Origin of the sequence: Corynebacterium qintianiae (assembly GCF_011038645.2) — a bacterium.
GTDB lineage: Bacteria > Actinomycetota > Actinomycetes > Mycobacteriales > Mycobacteriaceae > Corynebacterium > Corynebacterium qintianiae.
Window position 1 is genome coordinate 1,140,815 of record NZ_CP064955.1, and the last position, 26,274, is coordinate 1,167,088.

Consider the following 26,274-nt stretch of genomic DNA (forward strand, 5'->3'; position numbering starts at 1 on the left):
CTTTCGTTCGGTAGAGGGGCTTACAGGTTGGCGTTTTCGAGCTCGCCGGACACACGGGCAATCAGGTCATCGCGCACCGACTCGACCGGGATCTTGTTCAGGACCTCATTGAAGAAGCCGCGGATGATCAGGCGGGTGGCCTCCTCCGTGGGGATACCGCGGGCGCGCAAGTAGAAGACCTGTTCCTCGTCGAAGCGGCCGACGGTGGCGGCGTGGCCTGCGCCGGCGATCTCGCCGGTCTCGATCTCGAGGTTGGGGATGGCGTCTGCGCGGGCGCCGTCGGTAAGCACCATGTTGCGGTTGGTCTCGTAGGTGTCAGTGCCCTGCGCCTCGGCGCGGATGAGCACGTCGCCGACCCAGCAGGTGCGCGCATCCGGCTTGTCGGACTGCTTGTCGCCCTGCAGCGCACCCTTGTACAGCACGTTGGAACGGCAGTTGGGCACGCTGTGGTCCACCAAGAGGCGGTTTTCGATGTACTGGCCATCGTCCGCGAAGTACACGCCCGTCAGCTCGACATCGCCGCCGGGTGCGGTGAACTTCACGCGCGGGGTGATGCGTGTGACCTCGCCGCCGAAGCTGGCGACGGTGTGGCGCAGCGTTGCGTCGCGGCCGACCACGATGGACTGGGCACCGAGGTGCACGGCGTCGTCGGACCATTGCGTGTCGACGACCGCGTAGACCCGCGAACTGTCGCCGATGAGCCAGTTGACGTTGTCGGCGTGGGTGCCGGAGCCTTCGTAGCGCACAACGACGGTGGCCGAAGAATTCGCCCCGGACTCAACCACCACGGTGCCGAAGGTGGTCACGTCCGGGCCCGCACCGGTGACCGTGATGGTGACGGGCTCGGTGAGCTCGGCGTTCGCGGGGATCTGCACGATCGTGCCCGCGGTAGCGGCGGTCCACGCCTGCGCGGCGACGCGGTCGACGGGCCCGCCGGCGGCCTTGAGGCGGTCGTCGTCAGGCGAGACAGTCTCAACGACGACCTCGGAGGGACCCTCTACGGTGATCTTGGAATCAGCGACGGGTGCGAACGTCCCGTTGTGCAGGCCGCGGATGCGACGCAGGGAGATGAAGCGCCAGTCCTCGTCGCGCCCGCCCGGCACAGCGAAATCGTCGACGTTGTAGGAGACGAAGGCGTCGCCCTTCGTGTTCACGCCGGAGGCGTTCTTGACGGTTGCGGCTTCAAGAGCAGTGTCTGCCATGGTTTAACCCACCGATCCTTCCATTTGCAGTTCGATAAGACGGTTGAGCTCGAGGGCGTACTCCATCGGCAGCTCCTTGGCGATTGGCTCGACGAAGCCGCGCACGATCATGGCCATGGCCTCTTCCTCGGCGATTCCGCGGGACATGAGGTAAAACAGCTGTTCCTCCGAGACCTTGGACACCTTGGCCTCGTGGCCCAGGGTCACGTGGTCGTTGCGGATGTCGTTGTACGGGTACGTGTCGGAACGGGAGATGTTGTCCACTAGCAGCGCGTCGCACTCCACGTTCGAGGTGGAGTGGTGGGCATTCTGGTTGATTTGAACCAGACCGCGGTAGGCGGCGCGGCCGCCGCCACGCGCCACCGACTTGGACACGATGCTCGAGGAGGTGTGCGGCGCCATGTGGGTCATCTTCGCACCGGTGTCCTGGAACTGACCCTCACCGGCGAATGCGACCGAGAGCACCTCACCCTTGGCGTAGGGGCCGGTCATCCAGACGGCCGGGTACTTCATGGTCACCTTCGAGCCGATGTTGCCGTCGACCCACTCCATGGTTGCGCCCTCTTCGGCCTTGGCGCGCTTGGTCACCAAGTTGTAGACGTTGTTGGACCAGTTTTGGATGGTGGTGTAGCGGCAGCGGCCGCCCTTCTTCACGATGATCTCGACCACGGCGGAGTGCAGGGAATCCGACTTGTAGATCGGCGCGGTGCAGCCCTCGACGTAGTGCACGTACGCGTCCTCGTCGACGATGATAAGCGTGCGCTCGAACTGGCCCATGTTCTCCGTGTTGATGCGGAAGTAAGCCTGCAGAGGGATGTCCACGTGGACTCCCGGCGGAACGTAGATGAAGGAGCCGCCGGACCACACGGCGGAGTTCAGCGCGGAGAACTTGTTGTCGCCGGCCGGAATGACGGAGCCGAAGTACTCCTTGAAGATGTCTTCGTGCTCGCGGAGGGCGGTGTCGGTGTCGACGAAGATGACGCCCTTCTCTTCCAAGTCCTCGCGGATCTGGTGGTAGACGACCTCGGACTCGTACTGGGCTGCGACGCCGGCCACGAGGCGCTGCTTCTCCGCCTCGGGGATACCGAGCTTGTCGTAGGTGTTCTTGATGTCCTCGGGCAGGTCCTCCCAGGAGGTGACCTGCTTCTCGGTGGAGCGGACGTAGTATTTGATCTGGTCGAATTCGATGCCGCTGAGGTCGGCGCCCCACGTCGGCATCGGCTTCTTGTCGAAGACCTCCAGCGCCTTGAGCCGTTGGTTCAGCATCCATTCGGGCTCGTTCTTGATGCCGGAGATGTCTTTCACCACGTCGGGGCTCAGTCCGCGGCGGGCAGACGCGCCCGCGGTGTCGGAATCGTGCCAACCGTAGTTGTAGGCGCCAATCGACTCAATAATTTCATCGTCGTTCATCGGCCGTTCGAGGCCGGGTGCGGGAGTTGTCTCAGTCAAGATCTCCGCTCCTTTCGGTGTGTGTCTCGTGCGCCGTAACCGGGTCCTTCACGGCGGCGAGGGGAATGTTTGTCGTGCAAATTCCGTTTCCGTCCGCAATCAGGGCGAGCGGTTGAACGTGCCTGCCGACGAGGGCCGAGATGGCTTCGTGCTCGGCGTCGCAGATCTCGGGGTGTTGCGTGGCGACGGCGGACACCGGGCAGTGGTGCTGGCAGATCTGGATACCCGTCCCCGCCCGCGTCACAGTCGCAGCGTAGCCGTTGTCGTCGAGAGCGTCAGCGAGGTTCCGCGCCACCGCTTCTACGTCGCCGTCAGACTCAGTGACACCCTCGACCCCGTCGAGAATCTTACGGATCCTCTCCCGGGCGAGCGCACGCACCGCCTCCTCACCGCCGATGTCCCTGAGGATCCCGATGGCGTCGGACGCGAGCGAGTCGTAGTGGCTCCCGAAGAGCTCCCGCCCCTGCGCGGTGAGGCGGTAATGCTTGGCGGGTCGGCCTCGCGTGGCTTCCTCCCCCGCTACCAGATTTGGCCCACACGTCTCGGCGAGTTGTTCGTCTACCAGTTTGTCCAGGTGGCGTCGGACACCTGCGGCGGAGAGCCCGAGGTGGTCGCCCAGGTCGGCGGCGGTGACGGGGCCGTGCTTGAGAAGAAATGACATCACCGCACGGCGGGTTTCCCCGCCGATGGAGCGCGCTTTCTCAACCATTGCCTCACCTCCGAACCTGATCGTCCACACCGGTTTTCCTCGTGCGCCTTTACTCAACACTAGTGTGTTCAAATTCATTCCGCATGTGTGCCCCCGATCTGTGCCGGAACCGTTTTGTAGACTTCTCGGTTGTGAATGCACGTCGCCGTCTCCCGCTGCCGAGCGTGACGAGGGCGGCACGGGTTTTGCCCCGCCTAGGCCGCCCGGGGTCGCGTTCGGCGGAGCTCCATGAGAGCTCGCTTATCGACGCCTCCAGCACGCGCCCCTCCATCGCCGAAGCGAACCGCTTCGCCCTGTTGCGCTGGTTTGGGCTCGTGGGAACAATCCTCATGGGCCTCGGCGGGCTCGGCGGCGGGGCGATGCCCGTCGTGGGCAACCCGTACGTGCACTTGCCGGGCGGCGCGCTCATGAGCCGCATGCTGCAGACGTCGTCGGCACTGATCCTCATCGGTGTCGGCCTGCTGGTGGTCTCGTGGGTGCTGATGGCCCCGTTCGTCGGCGCGGGGGGCACGCCTGCACGGGTGGGTAAAGCGGCGGTTGCGCGGACCTTCGCGGCGTGGGTGATCCCGCTCATCCTGACCGCCCCTCTGTTCACCCAGGACATCTACTCGTATCTGGCGCAGGGGTCGATCGTGCGCCAAGGGCTCGACCCCTACGCGGCAGGCCCGGTGGAGATCCTCGGGCCCGAGAACCACCTCGCCCGCTCCGTTCCCTTCATCTGGGCGCAGTCGCCGAGCCCCTACGGCCCTGTGGCGCTCGGAGTCTCCGCGGCGATTTCGTGGCTCACGTCCGACTCGATCGTGCTGGGCGTGGTCGCTCACCGCCTCGTGTCGCTCATGGGCATCGGCGTTGCGGGATGGGCAGTTGTCGCCCTCGCTCGGCGCTGCGGGGTGTCCCCCTCCGCGGCGCTCTGGCTGGGCGTGCTCAACCCGCTGACCATCCTGCACCTCGTCGGCGGCATTCACAACGAAGCCATTCTGCTCGGTCTCATGCTCGTCGGCGTGGAGCTCGGCCTGCGCGGGGTCGACGCCCTCGGGAGCCGGAACGCGGCCGCTGTTGTGTACCTCACCGGCTCAGGAGCCCTGATCTCCTGCGCGGGGCTGGTCAAGGTCACGGGGTTCATCGCCCTGGGCTTCGTCGGCATGGCCCTCGCGCGCGAGCTTGCGCGGCGCGTTGCACCGGCGGTCGCGCTGGTGGTGGCCGCCGCGACTCAGGCGGCACTCCTCGTCGCGACAACTGTGGTGGTTTCCGCAGTCACGGGCATCGGATACGGGTGGGTGACGGGCCAGGGCGGTGCGGCGTCGATACGCAGTTGGCTTTCAATTACCACCGACATCGCCGTCATAGCGGGACATCTCGGAATGCTGCTCGGCCTCGGCGACCACATCGACGCGATGCTGGTTATCACACGCGGGGCGGGTGTGCTCGTGGCTGGCGTGTTCCTGGTGCGCATGCTGTGGGCGACGTTCCGTGGGGCGATCCATCCAGTTGGAGCCCTCGGTGTGGCCACGCTCGTGCTCGTGATCCTTTTTCCCGTCGTCCACCCTTGGTACCCGCTCTGGGCGATCCTCCCCCTGGCCGCGTGGGCGAACCGGTTGTTCTTCCGGGCCGCCGTCGTCGCCTACTCCGCTATCTTCAGTTTCCTGGTTCTGCCGCGCGGCCTCGCGCTCGACCCCGGCGCCGTGTTCACCATCTACGCCACGGCCGCGGCATCCTTCGCTGTGCTGTGCGCCGCGGCCTGGTGGTGGTACCGGAGATCCGGCCGGAGAAGTCTAAACTAGCCAGCCATGAGCGATGCACTCGTCGTGGACAACGTTTTTAAGAGCTACCGCGACACCCTGGCCGTCAACGGGTTGACCTTCACCGCACGCCGCGGTGAAATCCTCGCCCTGCTCGGCCCGAACGGTGCGGGGAAAACCACCACAGTCGAGATGTGCGAGGGTCTCACCACTCCCACCAGCGGCAGCATTTCCGTGCTCGGTCTCGACCCGACAAGGGACGCGGAGAAGGTTCGCGAGCGAATCGGCATCATGCTCCAGGGCGGCGGTTCCTATTCCGGCATCCGCGTCAGGGAGATGCTGGAGTTGACGGCGAGCTACAACGAAGATCCGCTCGACCCCGACTGGCTGATCGACCTGCTCGGCCTGGGCGGTGTGGAAAAGACCACTTACCGGCGCCTTTCGGGCGGCCAGCAGCAGCGGCTCTCGCTAGCTCTGGCGATGATCGGCCGGCCCGAGCTGATCTTTCTCGACGAGCCAACCGCGGGGATGGACGCGCAGTCGCGTCTGGCGGTGTGGGACATCATCGCGGCAATGAAGCGCGACGGTGTGACGGTCATTTTGACCACCCATTTGATGGACGAGGCTGAGGCGCTTGCCGACAGCGTGGTCATCATCGACCGCGGTGCCGTCGTCGCCCAGGGGACCCCCGCCGAGCTCACCAGCCACGACTCTTTCCCGCTCATCGCCTTCACCACAGACAAGGAGCTGCAGCTCGCTGGGCTTAACGACGCCCTCTCGGCGCATTCCCTCTCCGCCGAGGCGACCCGCCCGCTGCGCTACCAGATCGCCGGCGGAGCAACGCCTTCAGTCCTCGCGGCGCTGGCGTCCGAAGCGCAGCGGCAGGACGTGCTCATCCGCGACCTTAACGTCGCGCATCGCACCCTCGAAGACGTGTTCCTGGACATAACCGGCCGCGAGCTGCGGAGTTAGGAGAATCGCAATGGCTATCAACCTCGCCCCCGGAACTTTCACCCCGCGCCCGCGCCGCGCCTCGCGGACGCGGATGGCGCTCGCACAGGGTCGCATTGAGGCGAAACTCATGCTGCGGCACGGGGAGCAGCTGCTGCTCAACCTCATCATCCCCGTTGTAATCCTCGTCGCGGCGGCGCGCCTGCCCCTGCCCGGATCGGAGACCGGCGCGCGGCTCGAGCACTTAGTGCCTGTCGTGTTCGCCGTCGCGGCGAGCAGCGCGGGATTTACGGGGCAGGCCATCGCCCTCGCATTCGACCGGCGCTACGGCGCCCTGAAACGCACCGGCGCGTCGGGTGTGCCCGCGTGGACGATAATTTCCGGGAAGATTCTCGGTGTGCTGGCGATGGTCGCGGTGCAAATCGTGGTGCTGGGTGCGACCGCGCTGGCGCTCGGGTGGCGTGTTTCGGTCGCCGGCACCATTTTCGGCGGGCTGACCCTCCTGCTCGGAGTCGCGTGCTTCACTGCGCTGGGCCTGCTGATGGGCGGCACATTGAGTTCCGAGCTGGTGCTCGCGTTGGCTAACCTGCTCTGGCTCGTCCTCGTCGGTGTGCTTGGCTGGGTGACGTATTCCGGGCACCTGACCGACGCGGGCTGGCTCAACGCCGTACCCACCGTGGCGCTTGCGGGAGCACTCACCCAGGCGTTTCAACTCACCCTCGACTCTGGCGCCTGGCTCGCCCTGTGCGCCTGGGTTGTCGCTGCGGTGGCGGCGGCAGCGCGGTGGTTCCGGTTCGATGGCTAGATGAGCCGGGCCGTGCGTTAAGCTCAGGATCAACCCAAAGTTTGATATGCGGAAGGTAGCGGTGTTCCCGTGAGTACGACGACTAATTCCCCGAGCTCTGCCGCAGCGGCCGAAGCCGCTGACGCCGCGACCCGCCGTGGCCCGTCGGTAAAGCTGCAGCGCATTCTCGCGCTCATCCTTCTGTTGTGCCAGGGCGGCATAACGGTGACCGGTTCGCTGGTCAGGGTCACAGGCTCCGGCCTCGGCTGCAACACCTGGCCGTTGTGCCACGAGGGCTCCCTCGTCCCGGTGGCCGGTGCCGCGCCGGCCATCCACCAGGCCATCGAGTTCGGCAACCGACTACTGACTTTTGTCGTGTCCGCCGCCGCAATCGCCGTCGTTGTCGCGGTGTTCCGAGCCCGGCGACGCTCCGAAATCAAGACTCTCGCGGTGCTCTCCATCGCCGGCGTCGTACTCCAAGCAGTCATCGGCGGCATCTCGGTGCTGGTAAATCTCCACTGGTGGGTCGTGGCGGTGCACTTCCTGCCGTCCATGCTGCTGGTTGCCGTCGCGGCGGTGCTGTACATGCGCATCGCGGAGCCGGATGACGCCACCTCTACCCAGCGATTCAGCCGCGGTGCTCGCACGGCCATCGTCGTAGCCGCGGTGGCGCTATGCCTAGTCCTGATCACCGGAACAATGGTGACCGGTTCCGGTCCACACTCCGGGGATGACGGCGTGGGCATGGAAGGCCGCTTGAACCTGGACACCCGGATCCTCGCTTACGTCCACGCCGCCTGCATGTACGTCTACCTGATTAGCACCCTCGTCGGTGTCTACCTTCTGCGCCGCTCCCAAGCCCCCAAGGACGCGTTCAAGACTTCTCTGGTGCTGGTGGCGATGATCGTTGTGCAGTGGGCCGTCGGTGTGACGCAGTTCTACCTGGGTGTGCCGCGCTGGACGGTTCCCATCCACATCGCGATGTCGTCGATCGTTGTCGCGTTCAGCGCATTCCTCTGGGCGCATGGCAGGCGTCGCTTGCCGTAGCCTGTCAAGTATGAAGGCTATCTACGTCACTGAGCACGGGGGGCCGGAGGTCCTCACGTACAAAGACCGCCCCGACCCGGTGCCGGACGCGGACCACGTCCTCGTCGAGGTGATCTACGCCGGCATCAACTACATCGACACCTATTTCCGGTCCGGCACCTACGCTCAACAACTGCCCTACATTCCGGGAACCGAGGGCTGCGGCAGGGTCATCCACGACCCTGCGGGCGAGATCGCCGAAGGGACCCTCATCGCCTGGCACAGCGCTCCTGGTTCGTACGCGGAAAAAGTCTGCGTGCCCCGCAACCGTCTCGTCGCCGTGCCGGAAAACGTTGACCCCGCCGTGGCCGCGTCCATGCTTCTGCAGGGCATGACTGCTCACTACCTGCTCCACGGCACGCGCGAGACCAAGCCCGGCGACACACTGGTCATCACCGCAGGATCCGGCGGGGTCGGTCTCATGCTGACCCAGATGGCCGCGGCGGCTGGTGCCGTGGTTTACTCGGTCACGTCCAGCAACGAGAAGGAGAAGCTCGCCTACGATGCTGGAGCGTCCCAGGTTTTCCGATATGAGAATTTCGCTGAGGCAGTAAGGGAAGCCAACGGCGGCGAGGGGGTCGACGTGGTTTACGACGGCGTCGGCAAGAGCACGTTTGCGCAAGCCCTCGACGTGTGCCGCCCGCGCGGTCTAGTGTGCTCCTTCGGCTCCGCCTCCGGCGACGTCGAGCCGTTCGTGATCCAGGAGCTGAACAAGCGCGGCTCGCTTTTCCTCACCCGCCCGTCGCTCGCCGCCTACGTCGCCACCGACGACGAGTACCGCATGCGCGCCCAGGCGGTCGTGCGCGGTGTCGAGGACGGCACCTTGCGGTTGCGCATCCACGAGCCATTTTCGCTTGGCGACGCCCGCCTGGCGCACGAGGAGCTTCAAGCACGCCGCACGTCGGGCTCCGTCGTGCTGAAGGTTCGCTAGAAAATCATCTCGCCGAGGGGCTGCCAGCCGAGAACGGCGTCAACCGACAGCGCGAGGAACAGCACCGCGAGGTAGTTGTTCGAGAGGATGAACAGCTTCAGCGGTTTCACGTCCTGGCCGCGGGCAACCCCTTGGTGCAAGCGCGTAGCCATAACCAGGAACGCGCCGCCGGACAGGACCGCCGCCGCCAGGTAGATCCACGATGCCGCAGGTACGAGGAACAGGGACGTGAACACGGTCAGCCAGGAATAAAACACGATCTGGCGCGTGGTCTCTTGCGGGGTGGCCACAACCGGCAACATGGGGACTTCGGCCCGGGCGTAGTCGTCCTTGTACTTCATGGCCAGAGCCCACGTGTGCGGCGGTGTCCAGAAGAAGATGATCATGAACAGCACCACGGCCTGCCACCAGCGGTCGGGGGAGCCATCGTGGACGTTGTCGCGGATGACCGCCCAGCCGACGAGAACCGGCATACAGCCGGCGGCCCCGCCCCAGATCACGTTCTGCCAGGTCCGGCGCTTCAGCCACTTGGTGTAGACGAAAATGTAGAACCAGTTGGTCAGGATGACGAAGAAGGCGGCGAGCCACGAGTTGCACACAATCCCGAGCCACAGAACCGACAGGACGAGCAGCGTCCACGCGAAAATCGCGGCCTTGTTCTTCGTCAGCTTGTGCCGGACTAGCGGGCGGGCTCGGGTGCGCCCCATCTTCTGGTCGATGTCGTAGTCGGCGACCATATTGAAGGTGTTGGCCGCGCCCGCGCCCATCCAACCACCGAGCAGCGTGCCCAAGATCAACCACAGGTCCACCGATCCCCGGTTCGCCTGAAGCATGGCGGGGATAGCGGCGACTAGGAGGAGCTCGATGACCCTCGGCTTCGTTAGCGCGAAATAAGCCTTGATGGTCTCCAAGAAAACAACTCCTCCAGCAAAAAGTAGCCACCCCGGCATGGGCAACATACATCACAGTAGTCGTGGCGCAGCGGCGGAAAGTTCCACCCCACAAAGCCCGGTGGGCGTCATACCTTCGGTTGATAGTACCGGGGTGGTTCCACTTCGAGTAATCCAGACACGCGCTCTGCTCAACCGTTAGGCTTAAAGTCGACGTGCGCCCGAGCGCGCGATCTCCCCATGAGAAAATGCACGATACAAGCGAGGTACCACGTGACCCAGTCGAACCTGCCCCCCGAGCTCCACGCCATGACCGTCCGCAACTATCCGGACGATTGGACGGACACGGACACACGGGCCGTCGATACGGTTCGCGTCCTCGCGGCCGACGCCGTGGAGAACTGCGGTTCGGGCCACCCGGGTACCGCCATGTCCCTGGCGCCGCTGGCGTACACGCTCTACCAGCGTGTGATGGACATCGACCCGCAGGATCCGCACTGGGTCGGCCGCGACCGTTTCGTCCTCTCCAACGGCCACTCCTCCCTGACGCAGTACATCCAGCTCTACCTCGGCGGACTGGGCCTTGAGCTCGAGGATCTGAAGAACCTGCGCACCTGGGGTTCAAAGACGCCGGGGCACCCGGAGTACAACCACACCAAATTCGTGGAGATCACCACCGGCCCGCTCGGACAGGGTCTGGCCTCTGCCGTCGGCATGGCCATGGCGGCCCGCCGCGAGCGCGGCCTTTTCGATCCTGCGGCCCCGGCCGGCGAGTCCCCCTTCGACCATTTCATCTACGTCATTGCTGGCGACGGCTGTCTCCAGGAGGGTGTGACGTCTGAGGCGTCGTCGCTCGCGGGCACGCAAAAGTTGGGCAACCTCATCTTGTTCTGGGACGACAACCGCATCTCCATCGAGGATGACACCCAGATTGCGTTTACCGAGGACGTGATGAAGCGTTACGACGCCTACGGGTGGCAGACGCTCACCGTGGAATCCGGCGAGGATGTCGTTGCCATCGAGTCCGCAATCGCGGAAGCCAAGGCCGACACCGCCCGCCCGACCATCATCCGTGTCAAGACGGTCATCGGCTACCCCGCGCCGAACCTGCAGAACACCGGCGCCGCCCATGGTGCCGCCCTGGGAGCTGAGGAGATCAGGCTCGTCAAAGAGGCCCTCGGGTTCGATCCCGAGGTTGACTTCCCCGAGGAGCAGGAAGTGATCAGCCACACCCGAAAGCTTTCGGCCCGCGCCTCTGACAAGCGCGCGGCGTGGGACGAAAAGTTCAACGCCTGGGCGGAGAACAACCCCGACAACGCCGCGCTCCTGCAGCGCCTGACCGCCCGCGAATTACCCGCTGACTGGGACGCGGACTTTCCGACCTGGGACGCGGACGAGAAGGGCTTGGCCACACGCAAGGCCTCGGAGGCCACCATTCAAGCCGCGGCCGCCGCGTTGCCCGAGTTGTGGGGCGGTTCCGCCGACCTCGCCGGGTCCAACAACACCTTGATCAAGGGTGCCGCCTCATTCGGGCCGGAGGCGATCTCCACCGAGATGTTCACCGCGGAACCGTACGGCCGCAACCTCCACTTCGGCATCCGCGAGCACGCCATGGGCTCCATCATGAACGGTATTGCCCTGCACGGCGGCACCCGCGTTTACGGTGGCACCTTCCTGATCTTCTCCGAGTACCTCTACCCCGCCATCCGCGTCGCTGCCCTATCCGGCATCGACGGTTACTACGTGTTCACCCACGACTCCGTCGGCCTGGGTGAGGACGGCCCGACGCACCAGCCGGTGGAGACCCTCGCTGCCCTCCGCGCCATCCCGGACCTGGCCGTGATCCGCCCCGCCGACGCCAACGAGACCTCCGCCGCGTGGAAGGCCGCGCTCGAGGCGAAGGAGCAGCCAAAGGCGTTCGCCCTGTCGCGCCAGAACCTCCCCGTGCTCGAGGGCACAAAGGAGAAGGCCTTCGAGGGCGTCGCCCGCGGCGCCTACGTGTTGGTGGAGAGCTCCGCAAAGACACCGGACGTGATCATCATTGCCACCGGCTCGGAGGTCCAGCTCGCCGTTGAGGCCGCCCGCACCTTGGAATCCGAGGGCGTTAAGACCCGCGTTGTTTCCATGCCGTCAATCGAGTGGTTCCTCGAGCAGGAAGATGACTACATCGAGTCGGTGCTGCCGCGCGCCGTCCGCGCGCGCGTCTCCGTCGAGGCTGGCGTCTCCATGCCGTGGCACCGCTTCACCGGCGACCACGGCCGCAACGTCTCCCTGGAGCACTTCGGCGCGTCCGCCCCGGGTGCGGAGCTTTTCGAACGCTTCGGTTTCACCGCCGAGGCTGTGGCGGAAGCCGCTCGCGCATCGCTCAAGTCCGTCAACTCTTAGAATCCGAGCCACGTAAGGAACCCACATGACCCCCATCGACCAGCTCTACGAGATCGGCACCTCCACCTGGCTCGACGACCTGTCCCGGGACCGGATCACCTCCGGAAACCTGGACGAGATCAAGGCGTCGAAAAGCATTAAAGGCGTGACCACCAACCCTGCGATCTTCGCCAAGGCCATGTCGGGCGGTAACGCCTACGACCTTCAGCTCGCCGACCTCAAGGCGGCCGGCTCCGACGTTGACACCGCCGTCTACGCCATGAGCGTCAAAGACGTGCAGGACGCGTGCGACCTGTTTGCTGACGTCTTCGAAGCCACCGGCGGCAAGGACGGCCGCGTCTCCATCGAGGTGGATCCGCGCTACGCCGCCGACGAAGCCCGGACCGTGGAGCATGCGGCCGAGCTGTCCAAGCTCGTCGACCGGCCGAACGTGATGATCAAGATTCCGGCGACCGACGAGTCACTCCCGGCGATTGCTGCGACCCTGGCCGCGGGCATCTCCGTAAACGTCACGCTCATTTTCTCCGTGGACCGCTACCGACAGGTCATCGATGCCTTCCGCGAGGGTGTTCGCCGGGCTGAGGCGAACGGCCACGACGTGTCCGCGATCCACTCAGTAGCGTCCTTCTTCGTCTCCCGCATGGACACCGAGGTGGACAACCGCCTTGAAACCATCGGCACTGACGAGGCGCTCGAGCTGCGCGGACTGGCCGGAATCGCCAACGCTCGCCTGGCTTACCAGCTCTTCCTCGACGAGTTCTCTGACATGTCCCAGTACCCGGAAGGCGCCAACAAGCAGCGCCCATTGTGGGCGTCGACGGGCGTGAAGAACCCGGACTACCCCGCCACCATGTACGTCACCGAGCTTGCCGGCCCGGACACCGTCAACACGATGCCCGAGTCGACTCTCGACGCCGTGCTGGCGGAAAGCGAATTCAAGGGTGACACTTTGACGGGCACGGCGGAGCAGGCTAAGGAGACCTTCGACAAGCTCGAAGCCGTGGGCATCGACCTGGGTGACGTGGTCGGGGTGCTGGAGCGTGAGGGCGTCGACAAGTTCGTCGATGCCTGGCAGGAGTTGCTCGATTCCATGGCCCAGAATTTGAAGTAGTACCGCGTTCTTGCCCGCGTGGCGCCGTCGACAGAGTAACTTTGAACTAATAACCGGAAATTTTTACCGACTACCTATCATTCGAGGTGAACAACCGTGACGGACGACGCCGCGTGGGTCAACCCGCTCCGACTGCCCGACGACAAGCGCCTGCCTCGCATCGCAGGCCCCTCGGGCATGGTCATTTTCGGCGTGACCGGCGACTTGGCCAAGCGCAAACTCCTGCCAGCCGTGTACGACTTGGCCAACCGCGGTCTCCTTCCGGCGGGCTTCACCCTCGTCGGATACGGTCGCCGCGAGTGGACCAAGCGCGACTTCGAGGACTACGTGCGCACGGCCGTCGAGAATGGCTCGCGCACCACCTTCAACGAGAACGTCTGGACCCGCCTCGCCGAGGGAATGCATTTCGTCACCGGCGCCTTCGACGACGACGAGGCCTTTGAGAAGCTGGCAGCGCTGCTGGCAGAGATGGACGCGAACCGCGGAACCGGCGGCAACTGGGCTTTCTATCTCTCCGTGCCGCCGGAGTACTTCTCCGCCGTCGTCCACCAGCTCGACCGGTGTGGAATGGCGACCCCGAAGGGCAACCAGTGGCGCCGCGTCGTCATTGAGAAGCCGTTCGGCCACGATCTCGCCTCCGCGAAGGAACTCAACGAGGTGGTCAACCACGTCTTCCCGGAGCGCTCAGTGTTCCGCATCGACCACTACCTGGGCAAAGAGACCGTGCAGAACATCCTCGCGCTGCGCTTCGCCAACCAGATGTTCGAGCCCGTGTGGAACGCCAACTACATCGACCACGTGCAGATCACCATGGCCGAAGACATCGGCCTTGGCGGGCGCGCCGGTTACTACGACGGCATTGGCGCCGCCCGCGACGTGATCCAGAACCACCTGATCCAGTTGCTCGCGCTGGTGGCCATGGAGGAACCGACGTCGTTTTCCCCCCGCCGCCTGCGCGCCGAGAAGCTCAAGGTGCTGCGCGCGACTTCCCCGGTGGAGCCGTTCGACGAGACCACCGCCCGCGGCCAGTACACCGCGGGCTGGCAGGGCTCCGAGAGCGTCATCGGGCTGCGCGAGGAGGACGGTTTCGACCCGAACTCCTCCACCGAGACCTACGCGGCCTGCACCCTCAAAATCAACTCGCGGCGCTGGGCGGGCGTTCCGTTCTATCTGCGCACGGGCAAGCGTCTCGGCCGCCGCGTCACCGAGATCGCGCTGGTGTTCAAGCGCCCGCCGTTCCAGCCCTTCGCCAAGGGCCAGACGGACTTGCTCACCGCCAATGCAGTCGTGCTGCGTATCCAGCCCGACGAGGGCGTGCTCATGCGGTTCGGTTCTAAAGTTCCCGGGTCCACCATGGAGGTGCGCGACGTGAACATGGACTTCTCTTACTCGGAAGCCTTCACCGAGGAGTCCCCCGAGGCCTACGAACGCCTGATTCTCGACGCGCTGCTCGACGAGTCCAGCCTCTTCCCCACCAACGAGGAAGTGGAACGCAGCTGGGAAATCCTCGATCCGATTCTCGAGCACTGGGCGGAAAACGGCAGGCCGGACGAGTACGCCGCTGGCACGTGGGGCCCCGAGTCCGCCGACGCCATGCTCGCCCGCACCGGCCGCCACTGGCGCAGGCCGTAACAAGCACGACCGATTGAAAGAGGCCCGGAGATGATTATCACCCTCCCCGACACCACGACGCGCCAGATCACCGCGACGCTGCTGCAGGCGCAAGACAACTACTCGCTCGCCACTGGCCGGGTGCTCACCCTGCTGGTCGTCGCCTCCGCACGCGACGACGTTGACTCGATCCTGATCTCCGTGCGCGACGCCACCCAGGAACACCCCGCCCGCGTGCTCGTCATGCTGCTGGGAGACCCGGAGGCCCCCACCGCCCTGGACGCCGAGTGCATCCTCACCGCCGACGCCGGCGCCTCCGAGATGGTTGTCATGCACCTGCACGGTGAGCTGACCCGCAACCTCGATTCCGTGGTCACCCCCCTTATCTTGCCTGACACGCCCATCGCCGCGTGGTGGCCAACCACCGCCCCCGCGAATCCCGCCGACGCGCCGCTGGGCAACATCGCGCAACGCCGCATCACCAACGCCCGGCGCAACGTGTCGGGCAACGCGCTGCTGCGCCTGTCGAACGGCTACTCCGAGGGTGATTCCGACATGATGTGGTCGCGCATCACCCCGTGGCGCGGCATCGTCGCTTCGGCCGTCGACCGGCATCAGGGCGAAGACATCACGGCCGTCACCATTTCCGGCCCGGTGGACAATCCGAGCGTGGACATCGCGGCCGGTTGGCTCGCCAGCTGCCTGAACGTGGATGTGACCCGGTGCCCGGGGCCGATTGCGTCCGAGATCATCGAGAACGTGCCGATCACGGAGCTTCGCCTGACGTACGACCGCGGTGATATCGTGGTGTCGGTCATGGACGAGCACAGCGTGCGTGTCTCCGTTCCGGGCAGCCCAGATTCCTACGTCGCCATGACGGCGCGCACGGACGCGGAATGCCTGGCGGAGGAACTTCGCCACCTGGATCCGGACACCGCGTACTCCCGCGCGCTCGACGGCCTCGCCCACGTTCGCGTGCACTAGAAGAAAGGTCCTGCCGATGGTCTCGGTTTCCAGGTTTCCCGACCTCGACTCGCTTATCGACGCCTCCACGAAACGCTTCACCGAAACCATCAGCGCCATCCACGCTGATCCCGTCGGCGGGGTCAACGGAGACGGGACCGCCCGGGTGGTGCTGACCGGCGGGACCGCCGGCATCCGTTTCCTCGAGGGCCTTCGCGGATCCGGCATCGACTGGTCGCGCGTCAGCATCTTCTTCGGCGACGAACGCAACGTGCCGGTGACGGACCCGGACTCCAACGAAGGCCAAGCGCGCGCGGCCCTGCTCGACCATGTCGCCATTCCCGAGGCGAACATACACGGGTACGGACTGACGGGGGCCGATATGTCTGCACCCGTGGAGCGCTACGAGCAGACCGTGGGCATCGCCGCCCCGGAGGGCTTCGACATCCACCTGCTCGGCATGGGCGGCGAGGGCCACGTTAACTCCCTGTTCCCGGACACGGACGCGGTGCGAGAAACCGAGCGACTGGTCATCGCCGTAACCGATTCCCCCAAGCCGCCCGCCGAGCGCGCGACACTAACCTTGCCTGCTGTCGCCCGCGCCCAGCGGGTGTGGCTGCTGGTCTCTGGCGCTGAAAAAGCCGAGGCCGCCGGAGAACTAGTTCGCGGCGCCTCGCCGGAGGCGTGGCCGGCCGCTGGTGCCAAGGGCCGTGAGGAAACAATCCTGTTCGTCTCCGAGGACGCCGCCGCCGAGGTGTAAGCGCCTTGGGGTATATCGGTGATATCCCCCAAGGCGCGTGGCGCAAGCGACCTAGACTGCGAAAGACTGGGCCAAGTTCAGGCCAATGATGCAGGTGATCCAGATCAGCGCGATCACGATGGTGTAGCGGGTGAGGTTTCGCTCCACGATGGTCGAACCGGAAAGGTTCGCCTGAACACCGCCGCCGAAGAGGCTGGACAGGCCGCCGCCCTTGCCCCGGTGAAGCAGAACGAAGACCGTCATCAGGATTGCGGTGATGACCAGAACGATCTCGAGTGCCAGAATCATGGATTAAACCTTACACCATCACCGGACGGCGTTCGCGGCCGCCGCGGCGAGCTTCGCAAACTCCTGGCCATCGAGGGAGGCGCCGCCGACCAAACCGCCGTCGACGTCGACCTCGCCCACGATCTCCCCGATGGTCTCCACCTTGACCGAGCCGCCGTACAAGATACGGATCGCATCGGCCGTGGCGTCGCCCGCAAGCTCGCGCACGAGGCTGCGGATCGCGTGGCACACCTCCTGGGCATCGGCGGCCGACGCGGTTTTACCGGTGCCGATCGCCCAGACGGGTTCGTAGGCGATGACGGTGCGGCCGAGATCCGCAGTGCTCAGACCAGCGAGTGACCGGCGGGTCTGCTCGACGACGTAGCTGACGTGATCTCCGGCGTCGCGGATCTCCTCCGGTTCACCAACGCAGACGATTGGGCTCATCCCGTGCTTGAGCGCCTTGGCCGCCTTAGCGGCGACAACCTCGTCCGTCTCCCCGTGCTGCTCGCGACGCTCGGAGTGGCCGACGACCACCCAGGTGCAGCCGAGCTTGGCCAGCATCGAAGCCGAAATGTCGCCCGTGTGCGCGCCGTTGTCGTGCTGTGAGACGTCCTGGGCGCCGTAGGTAATCTGCAGATTGTCACCGTCGACGAGAGTCTGGATGGAGCGGAGATCCGTGAACGGGACGGTGAGCGCGATGTCGACATACTCGTAACCGTCCTTCGGAAACGCGAAGGCGAGCTTCTGGGCGCTGGAAATGGCCTCGAGGTGGTCGAGGTTCATCTTCCAGTTGCCCGCGATAAGCGGAGTGCGTGCCATGGATTCGTCCTTTCTACTTGCTGACGACGGTCACACCGGGCAGTTCCTTGCCCTCGATGAGCTCGAGGGAAGCACCGCCGCCGGTGGAGATGTGGGAGAAGCCGCCCTCGTCCAGGCCGAGAGTGCGCACGGACGCCGCGGAGTCGCCTCCACCGACGACCGTGAAGCAGCCTCTGTCTTTCGTCGCCGCGATCATCGCCTCCGCCACGGCCTTGGTGCCGTCGGCGAAGTTCGGGAACTCGAAAACGCCCATCGGGCCGTTCCAGAACACGGTCTTCGCGTCCTTAATGGTGTCCGCGTACTTCTTAGCGGTCTCCGGGCCGATGTCGAGGGACATCCAGCCCTCCGGGATGTCGTCGAGGCCGACAATCCTCTTCTCGGCATCCTTATCGAACTCGGGCGCCACAGCAAGGTCCACTGGGAGGACGAGCTTGTCCCCGTAGGTCTCGATCAGCGTGCCGCAGGTCTCCACCATGTCCTCTTGCAGCAGCGACTTCTGCACGTTGTGGCCCTGCGCGGCGAGGAACGTGTAGCACATGCCACCGCCGATGATGACGCGATCGGCCTTTTCCGCCAGTGCCTCGATCACACCGAGCTTATCGGAGACTTTCGATCCACCGAGCACGACGACGTAGGGGTGCTCCGGGCTGTCTTTGACGGAGCTCAGCGTTTCAACCTCCTTCTCAACGAGGTAGCCGGCGTAGGCCGGGAGCTGCTTGGCGACGTCGTACACCGACGCCTGCTTGCGGTGAACCACGCCGAAACCGTCCGAGACAAACGCGCCGTTGTCGGCCGCGAGGGCCGCGAGCTCAGAGGCGAAGGCCTCGCGCTCGGAATCGTCCTTCGACGTCTCGCGGGCGTCGAAACGCACATTCTCGACAAGAAGGATCTCACCCTCCGTCAGACCATTGGCGCGCTCGTGGGCGTCCTCACCCGACACGTCGGCCGCGAGCGGCACGTACTGGTCGAGGCGCTCGGACAGCGCCTCGGCGACCGGCTTGAGGGAGAACTCCGGCTTCACCTCTCCCTTCGGGCGACCGAGGTGAGCGGTGACGATCACCTTGGCGCCGCCGTCGAGGAGCGCCTTGAGCGTGGGGATGGAAGCATCGATGCGGCCGGCGTCAGTAATGTTGCCCTCGTTGTCGAGCGGGACGTTGAAATCGGAGCGAACGAGGACGTGACGGCCGTCGACGCCCTCGTCAAGCAGCTGCTGGATGGTCTGAAGTGCCATGAGAGTCTCCTTCAAAAGCTGGTGGTTGGCTTGGCTTTCAAGTCTAATGAGAAATGCGAGAACCCGGAGTGCGCTTAATGCGTCACCCCGGGCTCGGATCGGATTAGTTGAGCTTGTCCGCGACCGTCTTAGCCATGCGGATGTACTGCTCGGTGTAGCCGTACTCGTTGTCGTACCAGCAGATGATCTTCAGCAGGTTGCCGTCGATGACGCGGGTCATGCCGGAATCGAAGACACCGCCGTGCGAGCTCTTGATGATGTCGGACGAGACGATCGGGTCTTCGGTGTAGTGCAGAGCCTTCGCCATGTCACCATCCTTGGTCGCCTCCTTGACAGCCGCGTTGACCTCCTCGACAGTGGTCTCCTTCTCCAGGACAACCGTGAGGTCAGTGGCGGAGCCGGTGATGGTGGGAACGCGCATGGCGAAGCCGTCGAGCTTGCCCTTGAGCGCCGGAATGACCTCGGCGACGGCCTTTGCCGCGCCGGTGGTGGTGGGCACGATGTTCTGCGCGGCGGCTCGGGCGCGACGCAGGTCCTTGTGGGGGGCGTCCTGCAGACGCTGATCACCGGTGTAGGCGTGGATCGTGGTCATCAGGCCCGACTTGATACCGAAGTTGTCGTTGATGATCTTGGCCACCGGCGCGAGCGAGTTCGTGGTGCAGGATGCCGCGGAAATGACGGTCATCTCGTTGGTGTAGTCCTCATGGTTTACACCCCAGACGAAGGAGCCGTCGACGTTTTTGCCCGGTGCGGAGATGATGACCTTTTTCGCCCCGGCGTCGATGTGGGCCTGCGCGTCTTCCTTCGTGCGGAACTTGCCGGTGCACTCTAGGACGATGTCGACGTCGAGCTCGCCCCAGTTGATGTCGGCGGGATCCTTCTCCTCGGACACCTCGATGCGGTGGCCGTCGACGGTAATGGACGTCTCGTCGTGCTCCACCGTGCGACCGAGATGGCCGTACGCGGTGTCATACTTCATCAGATGCGCGAGGGTCTCGTTGTCGGTCAGGTCGTTGATCTTGACTACCTCGAGGTCGCCCTCGAAGTTGTCGAGGATAACGCGCAGCGAGCTGCGTCCGATTCGTCCAAAGCCGTTGATGCCAATGCGGGTGGTCACTGTCGGTCACTCCTTAAAGAGTTTCGGTTTGTTGAGCGGCACTGGAGTGTCCTGTTCCTCTCAGCCCCGTTGTCACCCAGTGTAGCGGCGCCTAGCCGTGCCCGCATGAGACCGAATCTGCCCGAATTCAGCCATTTTCGGGCTCGATGGTCGCGGTGTGCTCACCCTCCAGGGCTGACTGGGTGTCCGGAATCCCCAGCTCGACGGCGTGCTTGTCGGCCAGTGACAGCAGCCGCCTGATTCGGCCCGCTACGGCATCCTTGGTCATCTGAGGCTCAGCCAGCCGACCGAGCGCCTCCAGCGAGGCGTGCCGGTACTCGACACGCAGGTGTCCGGCCTCGGCGAGGTGCTCCGGCACGTCATCGCCCAAGATCTCCATCGCGCGCTCGACGCGGACCGCGGCCGCCGCGGCGGCCTGGGCGGAGCGGCGGGTGTTCGCGTCATCGAACGTGGCGAGGCGCTGGCCGCTCTTCGTGGGAATCTGCCTACTCGTTCGCTTCTCGTCCCACACGAGCCGGGCCCGCTGTGCCCCTACCCGGCTGAGCAGGATCCCGATGGAGTCACCGTCGCGCAGGTAGACCCGCTCGACCCCGCGCGTCTCCTTCGTCTTGGCGGGCACAGACAACCTGCGGGCCAGGCCGACCAGGGCGAGGGCCGCTTCCTGGCATGGGCTCACAACCTCGAGACTGGAGCTGCGCCCCGGCTCCGTGAGCGCTCCGCGGGCGAGGAAAGCCCCGCGCCACGCGGCCTCTACCTCCGCGGGCGAACCGGAGATGATGTGTCGCGGCAGGCCCACCACGGGGTGCCCCGAGGCGGTTACGAGCCGGAGGCGCCGGATGACGTCTTTAGCACCGTCGTCGACACGCACCTCGTACGCCGTGTCCCGGTTCGCTGACCCCGGTGTGAGCGTGGCCACCTTCGCGTCGACCTCGCACAGCGCTTTCAACGACGCGGCGAGGCGCTCCGCCACGCGCAGCTCGTCGAAGCCCACACAAATAGCAAGACCCCGGGGAGATGGCTCGAACTCCCCGGCGAAGCGGATCATCGCTGCGGCCTCTGCGAAACGGGCGTTCTGGGAAGGGTGCTCAACCTGCAGTAGTTCGTCCTTCACCTGAGACGTCAGCGTCACCGCAGTACCTCCAATTGCTCCGCACGATTAACCGGTCTCCGTGAGAACCGGTTCAGTCCACACAGTCCCAACAGTTTAGCCCGAGCCGCTTAGCGTCATCAGGGCCGCCGCCAACTTCTCCGGGTCGTGGGTGTTGGTTGCGCTTCCGTCCTCCCGGATCGTGCGCACATCCATGTACGCGATCGCCCCTCCGACGCGCTCCGCAGTCCGCTGGAGGTGCCTGCGCTCGCCCGGTGTTGCCGTGAGGTAGTTGTCCGCCAGGAAGTGGTCGACGTGCAGCCCGGGCGCGTGCTGCGAGAGCAGGTGCATGTGCCGCTCCGTGGTGAATCCCTGGGTCTCCCCAGCCTCGGGCGAGAGGTTGAGGATCACCACCACCTGCGCGGTTGTCTCATTCAGCGCCGTTACGACGTCCGGAACAAGGAGGTGCGGAATGACCGACGAAAACCACGAACCTGGGCCGACGGTGACCACGTCCGCGTTCATGATGGCCGCGATCGCGGCGGAGTTAACGGGCGGGTCGCCGGGCAGGATGCGCACGCGGCGCACTGTGCCCGGCGTGGTGGCGACGGCCACCTGGCCTCGCACCGAGCGCAGGACGCGGGGGTCGTCGTCAAGGCCCGCGACATCCGCCTCGATCTCGAGAGGCTCATTGCACACCGGGATCACCCGGCCGTTTGACCGCGTCCATTTCGCGAGGACGTCCAGCGCCTGCTGCATGCCGCCCGCCTCCTCACTCAACCCGGCCAGAATGAGGTTGCCTACGGCATGACCGGCCATCGCGCCGTTGCCCTTGAACCGGTGCTGCAGCGTGGACCGCCACAGACGGCCCTCCTCCGAATCGTGCGTGAGGGCGGACAGCGCCATCCGCAGGTCGCCGGGAGGAATCATGCCGAGCTCGCGGCGGAGGCGGCCGGAGGACCCGCCGTCGTCGGCGACGGTGACCACCGCGTTAATGTGGCCCGCGCGGGCGTGGCGCGCCGCTAGCAGAGTCTGGTACAGGCCGTGGCCGCCGCCGAGGCAGGTGAAAACGGGAGAAATAGACATAGGCACGTTCCAGCTGCTCCTAACCGCGCTCGAGATCGCGGTGGAGAACGTGGACGTCGACCTTGCCGATCTCGCGGAGGCGCTTCGCAATGGCCTCGGACACCGCGACCGACCTGTGGTGGCCCCCCGTACAGCCGATTCCGACCGTGATGAAGTCCTTACCTTCGTGGCGGTAACCCGCGAGCATCGAGTTCAGGAGCGTGACGAAGTTGTCTACGAATTCCGTCGCACCCGGCTGGGAGAGAACGTAGTCGGACACGGGGGCGTCGACACCGCGGAACTGGCGCAGGCCTTCGATCCAATAAGGGTTGGGGAGAAAGCGCACGTCCATCACGATGTCCGCGTCGCGCGGCGACCCGTGCTTGAACCCGAACGATTCGATTGTCACATGTTGGCGGTCTGCGGGCAGCTCGCCTACCGACGCCTCGATGGCGCGCCGGAGGTCGTGGACGGACAGGTTGGAAGTGTCGATGATGACATCGGCACTGTCACGCACCTCGCAGAGCTGCTCGCGCTCGCGCGCGATGCCGACGCTCAGCGGGTGGACGCCCTGAAGGGGGTGCGTGCGGCGCACGCTGTCGAAGCGCTTGATCAAGACGTCGTCACGCGCCTCGAGATAGAGTATGAACGGCTCGATCCCCCTTTCCTTGATCTGCTTGATCGTGTCCAACAGGGAGCCCGCGAAGTTGCGCGCGCGGACGTCGGTGACGAACGCGATGCGCTCGACCGGCACATCGCCAGCCAGTGCCATGTCCGTCAGCTCGAGGATCATCGCCGGGGGCAAGTTCTGGGAGACGAAGTACCCCTTGTCCTCGAAAATCTTCGCGGCCGAGGACAACCCGCCGCCCGACAGGCCGGTGATGATGACCGGGCGAATGTCCGTTGCGCGCTTCATGTCCATCATCCTACCGCGCTAACCGCGGTGGAGGTGCTGGTAAATCGTTTCCGCAAGCTTCGGTCCCACGCCTTTGACCTGCTGGATTTCTTCCAGGCTCGCCTCGGTGATCTTCTTGACGCTGCCGAAGTGCTTGACCAGGTCAGTTCTACGCGCCGGGCCCAACCCGGGCACCCCGTCGAGGGCGGAGGCGCGCATGCGCTTCGAGCGCTGCTGTCGGTGGTAGTTGATGGCGAACCGGTGCGCCTCGTCGCGGATTTGCTGGAGCAGGTACATGCCCTCCGAGTTGCGGGGCAGGATGACCGGCTCGTCATCGTCCGGCACCCAGATCTCCTCCAGGCGCTTGGCCAGCCCGATGAGCTTCACGTCGACGACGCCCAGCTCGTCGAAAACCGCCTGGGCCGCGTTGACCTGGGGCTTTCCACCGTCGACTATAAACAGTTGCGGTGGGTAGGCGAAGCGCTTGTTGCCGGTCGTCTCCACCTCCGCGGCCTCGTCCGCGAACATCATCGCTGACGCCTCCTCGTCGGGATTTGCCAGCTTGTCCTCGTTGTAGCGCTTGAACCGGCGGCGGGTGACTTCGGCGATGGAGCCGACGTCGTCGGAGCGCCCGTCGCCCGCGGCTTCCTTGATCCGGTAGCGGCGGTAGTCATTCTTCTTGGGTAGGCCGTCCTCGAACACCACGAGCGAGGCGACCACGTCGGTCCCCTGGATGTGGGAGATGTCCGTGCACTCCATGCGCAGGGGCGCCTCCTCCATCCCGAGGGCGTCCTGAATGTCCTGCAGCGCCTGCGAACGGGCAGTGAGGTCGCCTACCCGCTTGAGTTTGTGCTGGTGCAGCGCCTCCACCGCGTTGCGGTTCACGGTCTGCATCAGCGACGCCTTATCCCCGCGCCGGGGAACCCGGATATCGACGGGGCCGCCGCGCAGCTCGGCGAGCAGCAGGGTCACCTCGTCCGCCTCTTCCGGAATGGTGTCCACGAGAACCTCGCGCGGTACCGGCATGGGCGGGGCAGCCGCTGTGTGGGACTCCTGGTCAACACCGCGGCGGCGCACCTTGGACGCACGCAACCGGGCATCCTCCGCCTGCTCCTCCTTCACCCGGTCCACGGCGTCCGAGTAGTACTGCACCAGAAAGTCCCGCATGAGGGCGGGCAGTGCCGGATCCTTTCGACCCTCCTCGAGGCGCTCCAGGCTGCCCGGCTCGTCGCCGGTCTTCTCCACCACCCATCCACGCTGGGCGCGGATGCGGCCGTCCCGGACGTTGAAGATCTGTACGGCGGCCTCCAGCTCGTCAGTGTCGAAGGCGATGACGTCGGCGTCCGTCCCGACGGAAAGCACGACGGTCTGCCGTTCCATGACCTTGTTTACGGCGTCGAGGTCGTCGCGAAGCCTGGCGGCTCTCTCAAACTCGAGCTCGGCCGCGGCGGCGTTCATTCGCTGAGTGAGCTCCCGGACGACGTGCTCCGTCCGCCCCGACATGAACGCTACAAAACCGCGGACTGTGGCGTCGTACTCCTCCTCGCTGACGCGGCCGACGCACGGCGCCGAACACTTGTCGATGTAACCGAGCAGGCACGGCCGACCGAGGGCCTCGTGGCGGTTGAACACACCGTTGGAACACGTCCGGATCGGAAACACCCGCGTAAGCAGGTCGAGCGTCTCGCGCACTGCCCAGGCGTGCGAATACGGGCCGAAGTAACGCACACCCTTGCGCCGCGGGCCACGGTAGAAGAACGCGCGCGGGTAGCGCTCCCCCACGCTGACGGCCAGCATGGGGTATGTCTTGTCGTCGCGGTACATGACGTTGAACCACGGGTCGAAGCGCTTGATCCACGTGTATTCGAGCTGGAGCGCCTCGACCTCGCTGGCTACGACGGTCCACTCGACGGACGCCGCGGTGAACACCATCTGGCGCGTGCGCGGGTGCAGCTGAGCGGGTGGTTGGAAGTAATTGTTCAGACGCGCCCGCAGGTTCTTGGCCTTGCCCACGTAGACGACGCGTCCGGACGAGTCGCGGAACTTGTACACCCCCGGTTCCGTCGGGATGGTGCCCGCCGCGGGGCGGTAGGTTTCGGGATTTGCCACTGGCGGCTAGGCCTCCGGCATGTACTTCGCCTCGAGGGCACGGAACTTATCGACGGCCTGGACAGCGCGCGGGCCGTCGCCCGACTGGATAGCCCACAGGGGCACGTACTCGAACTCGGGCAGCTCGAGGCGGGCCATTCGCGAAGACTTCGGAAACGTCAGCCCGTAAATGACCAGCCAGGGGTAGAAGCGCGTGCCGATGATGTTGCGCACCTCCACGCCGTCCCTGTTCGCTCGTACCCGCGGCCGGGTGAGGCAGACCCAGGAGACGATAGAGATGATTACACCGACGCCGGGAAAGGCGAACTTGTCGACCGCGGTGAAGGTCATGCCAGTGAACTCGACGTCGAGCACCGCCGCCATGAAGATGTGCACGGCCATGACGAGAATCACCCACCCGGCGGCTATTTTCTTGAGGAAGGGTGAGGTGATCTCCAGCTCCCACGGGCTTGTCGACGTCGCGGCGTGCGGGTCGGCGGCGTAGAGGCGCATAAGTTCCTCGTCGCTCAGCTTCCGGGTCTCACCCGTGCTACGGGTGTTGTTCGCCTCCACAGCGCCACCGTCCTCTCCCTGCGCGGCCAGCCTCTGCGCGTCCAGACCATTCTTTCGATTGATGATAACCTACCGCTTCTCCGCCACGGCACGGACCTTGGCCAGCTCAGCGGCGGCGCCGAGGGCGGCGTAGACGGCGCCCGCGCCCTTGTCCTCCTTGGAGTCCTCCCCGCCGGCACGCTCCAGCGCCTGGTCTTCGTCGTCCACGGTCAGCACACCGTTGCCGACCGGGGTCTCCTCGTCGAGGGCAATGCGGGTCAGGCCTGCGGTGACGGACTCGCACACGTAGGTGAAGTGCGCCGTCTCACCGCGAATGACGCAGCCGAGTGCCACGACGGCGTCGTAGCGCTTGGCGCACGCCTGGACTACGACCGGAAGTTCGAGGGCTCCGTCAACCCAGTACTCCTCCGCTTTCGCGCCGAGGCCACGGGCGGTGTCCACCGCTCGGGAATGCAGCTGGGAGACGATTTTCTCGTTCCAACGGGTGGACACAATCGCCAAAGTCATGCCCTCGGCGTTTAGCTTCGGCAGATCGGGTGTTCCCTGGTGTGCCATCGT

24 protein-coding genes are annotated in these 26,274 nt (G+C 65.4%); 10 read left to right on the forward strand and 14 right to left on the reverse strand.

Features of this window, described 5'->3' with window-relative positions:
- Window positions 1–20: 20 nt before the first annotated feature.
- The 3 genes from sufD to G7Y29_RS05640 are packed head-to-tail and all read right to left on the reverse strand — an operon-like array spanning window position 21 to window position 3,360.
- Complete coding sequence (gene sufD, locus G7Y29_RS05630) at window positions 21–1,202, reverse strand: Fe-S cluster assembly protein SufD (RefSeq protein ID WP_165004052.1); 1,182 nt, start codon at window positions 1,200–1,202, stop codon at window positions 21–23.
- Between the two features lie 3 nt (window positions 1,203–1,205).
- Entirely contained in the window at window positions 1,206–2,612 is a 1,407-nt protein-coding gene (sufB, locus tag G7Y29_RS05635) for a Fe-S cluster assembly protein SufB (protein ID WP_165004287.1), read from the reverse strand.
- A gap of 31 nt (window positions 2,613–2,643) precedes the next feature.
- Complete coding sequence (locus G7Y29_RS05640) at window positions 2,644–3,360, reverse strand: helix-turn-helix transcriptional regulator (protein ID WP_165004050.1); 717 nt, start codon at window positions 3,358–3,360, stop codon at window positions 2,644–2,646.
- Window positions 3,361–3,443: 83 nt separating this feature from the next.
- Between G7Y29_RS05640 and mptB the strand changes: the two genes are divergently transcribed.
- The 5 genes from mptB to G7Y29_RS05665 all read left to right on the forward strand — a co-directional run bounded on the left by mptB (window position 3,444) and on the right by G7Y29_RS05665 (window position 8,851).
- Complete coding sequence (gene mptB, locus G7Y29_RS05645; protein ID WP_196820114.1) at window positions 3,444–5,141, forward strand: polyprenol phosphomannose-dependent alpha 1,6 mannosyltransferase MptB; 1,698 nt, start codon at window positions 3,444–3,446, stop codon at window positions 5,139–5,141.
- 6 nt (window positions 5,142–5,147) lie between these two features.
- Window positions 5,148–6,071, forward strand: coding sequence for an ABC transporter ATP-binding protein (locus tag G7Y29_RS05650; protein WP_165004048.1), 924 nt, complete (start codon window positions 5,148–5,150; stop codon window positions 6,069–6,071).
- Window positions 6,072–6,081: 10 nt separating this feature from the next.
- Window positions 6,082–6,855, forward strand: a complete 774-nt coding sequence (locus G7Y29_RS05655; protein ID WP_165004046.1) for an ABC transporter permease — start codon at window positions 6,082–6,084, stop codon at window positions 6,853–6,855.
- A gap of 69 nt (window positions 6,856–6,924) precedes the next feature.
- On the forward strand, window positions 6,925–7,881 hold the full coding sequence (locus G7Y29_RS05660; protein ID WP_165004045.1) for a COX15/CtaA family protein: 957 nt from the start codon (window positions 6,925–6,927) through the stop codon (window positions 7,879–7,881).
- Window positions 7,882–7,891: 10 nt separating this feature from the next.
- Complete coding sequence (locus G7Y29_RS05665; protein ID WP_165004043.1) at window positions 7,892–8,851, forward strand: quinone oxidoreductase family protein; 960 nt, start codon at window positions 7,892–7,894, stop codon at window positions 8,849–8,851.
- Here the strand turns inward: G7Y29_RS05665 and G7Y29_RS05670 are convergent.
- Window positions 8,848–9,762 carry a heme o synthase gene (locus G7Y29_RS05670; RefSeq protein WP_165004041.1) on the reverse strand — a complete coding sequence of 305 codons (915 nt, stop codon included), beginning with the start codon at window positions 9,760–9,762 and terminating at the stop codon, window positions 8,848–8,850. The two genes, G7Y29_RS05665 and G7Y29_RS05670, sit on opposite strands and share 4 nt — an antisense overlap.
- A 288-nt stretch (window positions 9,763–10,050) precedes the next feature.
- Here G7Y29_RS05670 and tkt point away from each other — a divergent pair, with 288 nt between their 5' ends.
- The 5 genes from tkt to pgl all read left to right on the forward strand — a co-directional run bounded on the left by tkt (window position 10,051) and on the right by pgl (window position 16,571).
- On the forward strand, window positions 10,051–12,126 hold the full coding sequence (gene tkt, locus G7Y29_RS05675; protein ID WP_196820203.1) for a transketolase: 2,076 nt from the start codon (window positions 10,051–10,053) through the stop codon (window positions 12,124–12,126).
- 25 nt (window positions 12,127–12,151) lie between these two features.
- Window positions 12,152–13,237: a transaldolase gene (gene tal, locus G7Y29_RS05680; RefSeq protein ID WP_165004037.1), complete on the forward strand. Its 1,086-nt coding sequence runs from the start codon at window positions 12,152–12,154 to the stop codon at window positions 13,235–13,237.
- A 96-nt stretch (window positions 13,238–13,333) separates the two neighbouring features.
- Window positions 13,334–14,869 (forward strand): glucose-6-phosphate dehydrogenase, encoded by a 1,536-nt coding sequence (gene zwf / locus G7Y29_RS05685; RefSeq protein ID WP_165004035.1) that lies wholly within the window; start codon window positions 13,334–13,336, stop codon window positions 14,867–14,869.
- A 30-nt stretch (window positions 14,870–14,899) separates the two neighbouring features.
- On the forward strand, window positions 14,900–15,832 hold the full coding sequence (locus G7Y29_RS05690) for a glucose-6-phosphate dehydrogenase assembly protein OpcA (RefSeq protein ID WP_165004033.1): 933 nt from the start codon (window positions 14,900–14,902) through the stop codon (window positions 15,830–15,832).
- A 16-nt stretch (window positions 15,833–15,848) separates the two neighbouring features.
- Window positions 15,849–16,571 (forward strand): 6-phosphogluconolactonase, encoded by a 723-nt coding sequence (pgl, locus tag G7Y29_RS05695; protein WP_165004031.1) that lies wholly within the window; start codon window positions 15,849–15,851, stop codon window positions 16,569–16,571.
- 51 nt (window positions 16,572–16,622) lie between these two features.
- Here the strand turns inward: pgl and secG are convergent, their stop codons facing one another.
- The 10 genes from secG to ribH form a co-directional block, all read right to left on the reverse strand.
- Entirely contained in the window at window positions 16,623–16,859 is a 237-nt protein-coding gene (gene secG / locus G7Y29_RS05700; RefSeq protein WP_165004029.1) for a preprotein translocase subunit SecG, read from the reverse strand.
- A gap of 18 nt (window positions 16,860–16,877) precedes the next feature.
- Window positions 16,878–17,660: a triose-phosphate isomerase gene (gene tpiA, locus G7Y29_RS05705; RefSeq protein ID WP_165004027.1), complete on the reverse strand. Its 783-nt coding sequence runs from the start codon at window positions 17,658–17,660 to the stop codon at window positions 16,878–16,880.
- A 13-nt stretch (window positions 17,661–17,673) separates the two neighbouring features.
- Window positions 17,674–18,891 carry a phosphoglycerate kinase gene (locus G7Y29_RS05710; protein WP_165004025.1) on the reverse strand — a complete coding sequence of 406 codons (1,218 nt, stop codon included), beginning with the start codon at window positions 18,889–18,891 and terminating at the stop codon, window positions 17,674–17,676.
- A 103-nt stretch (window positions 18,892–18,994) separates the two neighbouring features.
- Complete coding sequence (gene gap / locus G7Y29_RS05715; protein WP_165004023.1) at window positions 18,995–20,008, reverse strand: type I glyceraldehyde-3-phosphate dehydrogenase; 1,014 nt, start codon at window positions 20,006–20,008, stop codon at window positions 18,995–18,997.
- Window positions 20,009–20,135: 127 nt separating this feature from the next.
- A complete protein-coding gene (whiA, locus tag G7Y29_RS05720; protein WP_165004020.1) occupies window positions 20,136–21,137 on the reverse strand; it encodes a DNA-binding protein WhiA in 1,002 nt (333 codons plus the stop codon).
- A 75-nt stretch (window positions 21,138–21,212) separates the two neighbouring features.
- Window positions 21,213–22,181, reverse strand: a complete 969-nt coding sequence (locus G7Y29_RS05725; protein ID WP_165004018.1) for a gluconeogenesis factor YvcK family protein — start codon at window positions 22,179–22,181, stop codon at window positions 21,213–21,215.
- Window positions 22,182–22,200: 19 nt separating this feature from the next.
- The gene (gene rapZ, locus G7Y29_RS05730) at window positions 22,201–23,082 is read right to left on the reverse strand and encodes an RNase adapter RapZ (protein WP_165004282.1); all 882 of its coding nucleotides are present in this window, start codon (window positions 23,080–23,082) and stop codon (window positions 22,201–22,203) included.
- A 12-nt stretch (window positions 23,083–23,094) separates the two neighbouring features.
- Window positions 23,095–25,164 carry an excinuclease ABC subunit UvrC gene (uvrC, locus tag G7Y29_RS05735; RefSeq protein WP_165004014.1) on the reverse strand — a complete coding sequence of 690 codons (2,070 nt, stop codon included), beginning with the start codon at window positions 25,162–25,164 and terminating at the stop codon, window positions 23,095–23,097.
- Between the two features lie 6 nt (window positions 25,165–25,170).
- Window positions 25,171–25,746 (reverse strand): PH domain-containing protein, encoded by a 576-nt coding sequence (locus G7Y29_RS05740; RefSeq protein WP_413228031.1) that lies wholly within the window; start codon window positions 25,744–25,746, stop codon window positions 25,171–25,173.
- A gap of 39 nt (window positions 25,747–25,785) precedes the next feature.
- Window positions 25,786–26,271: a 6,7-dimethyl-8-ribityllumazine synthase gene (gene ribH, locus G7Y29_RS05745; RefSeq protein ID WP_165004011.1), complete on the reverse strand. Its 486-nt coding sequence runs from the start codon at window positions 26,269–26,271 to the stop codon at window positions 25,786–25,788.
- Between the last annotated feature and the right edge of the window lie 3 nt (window positions 26,272–26,274).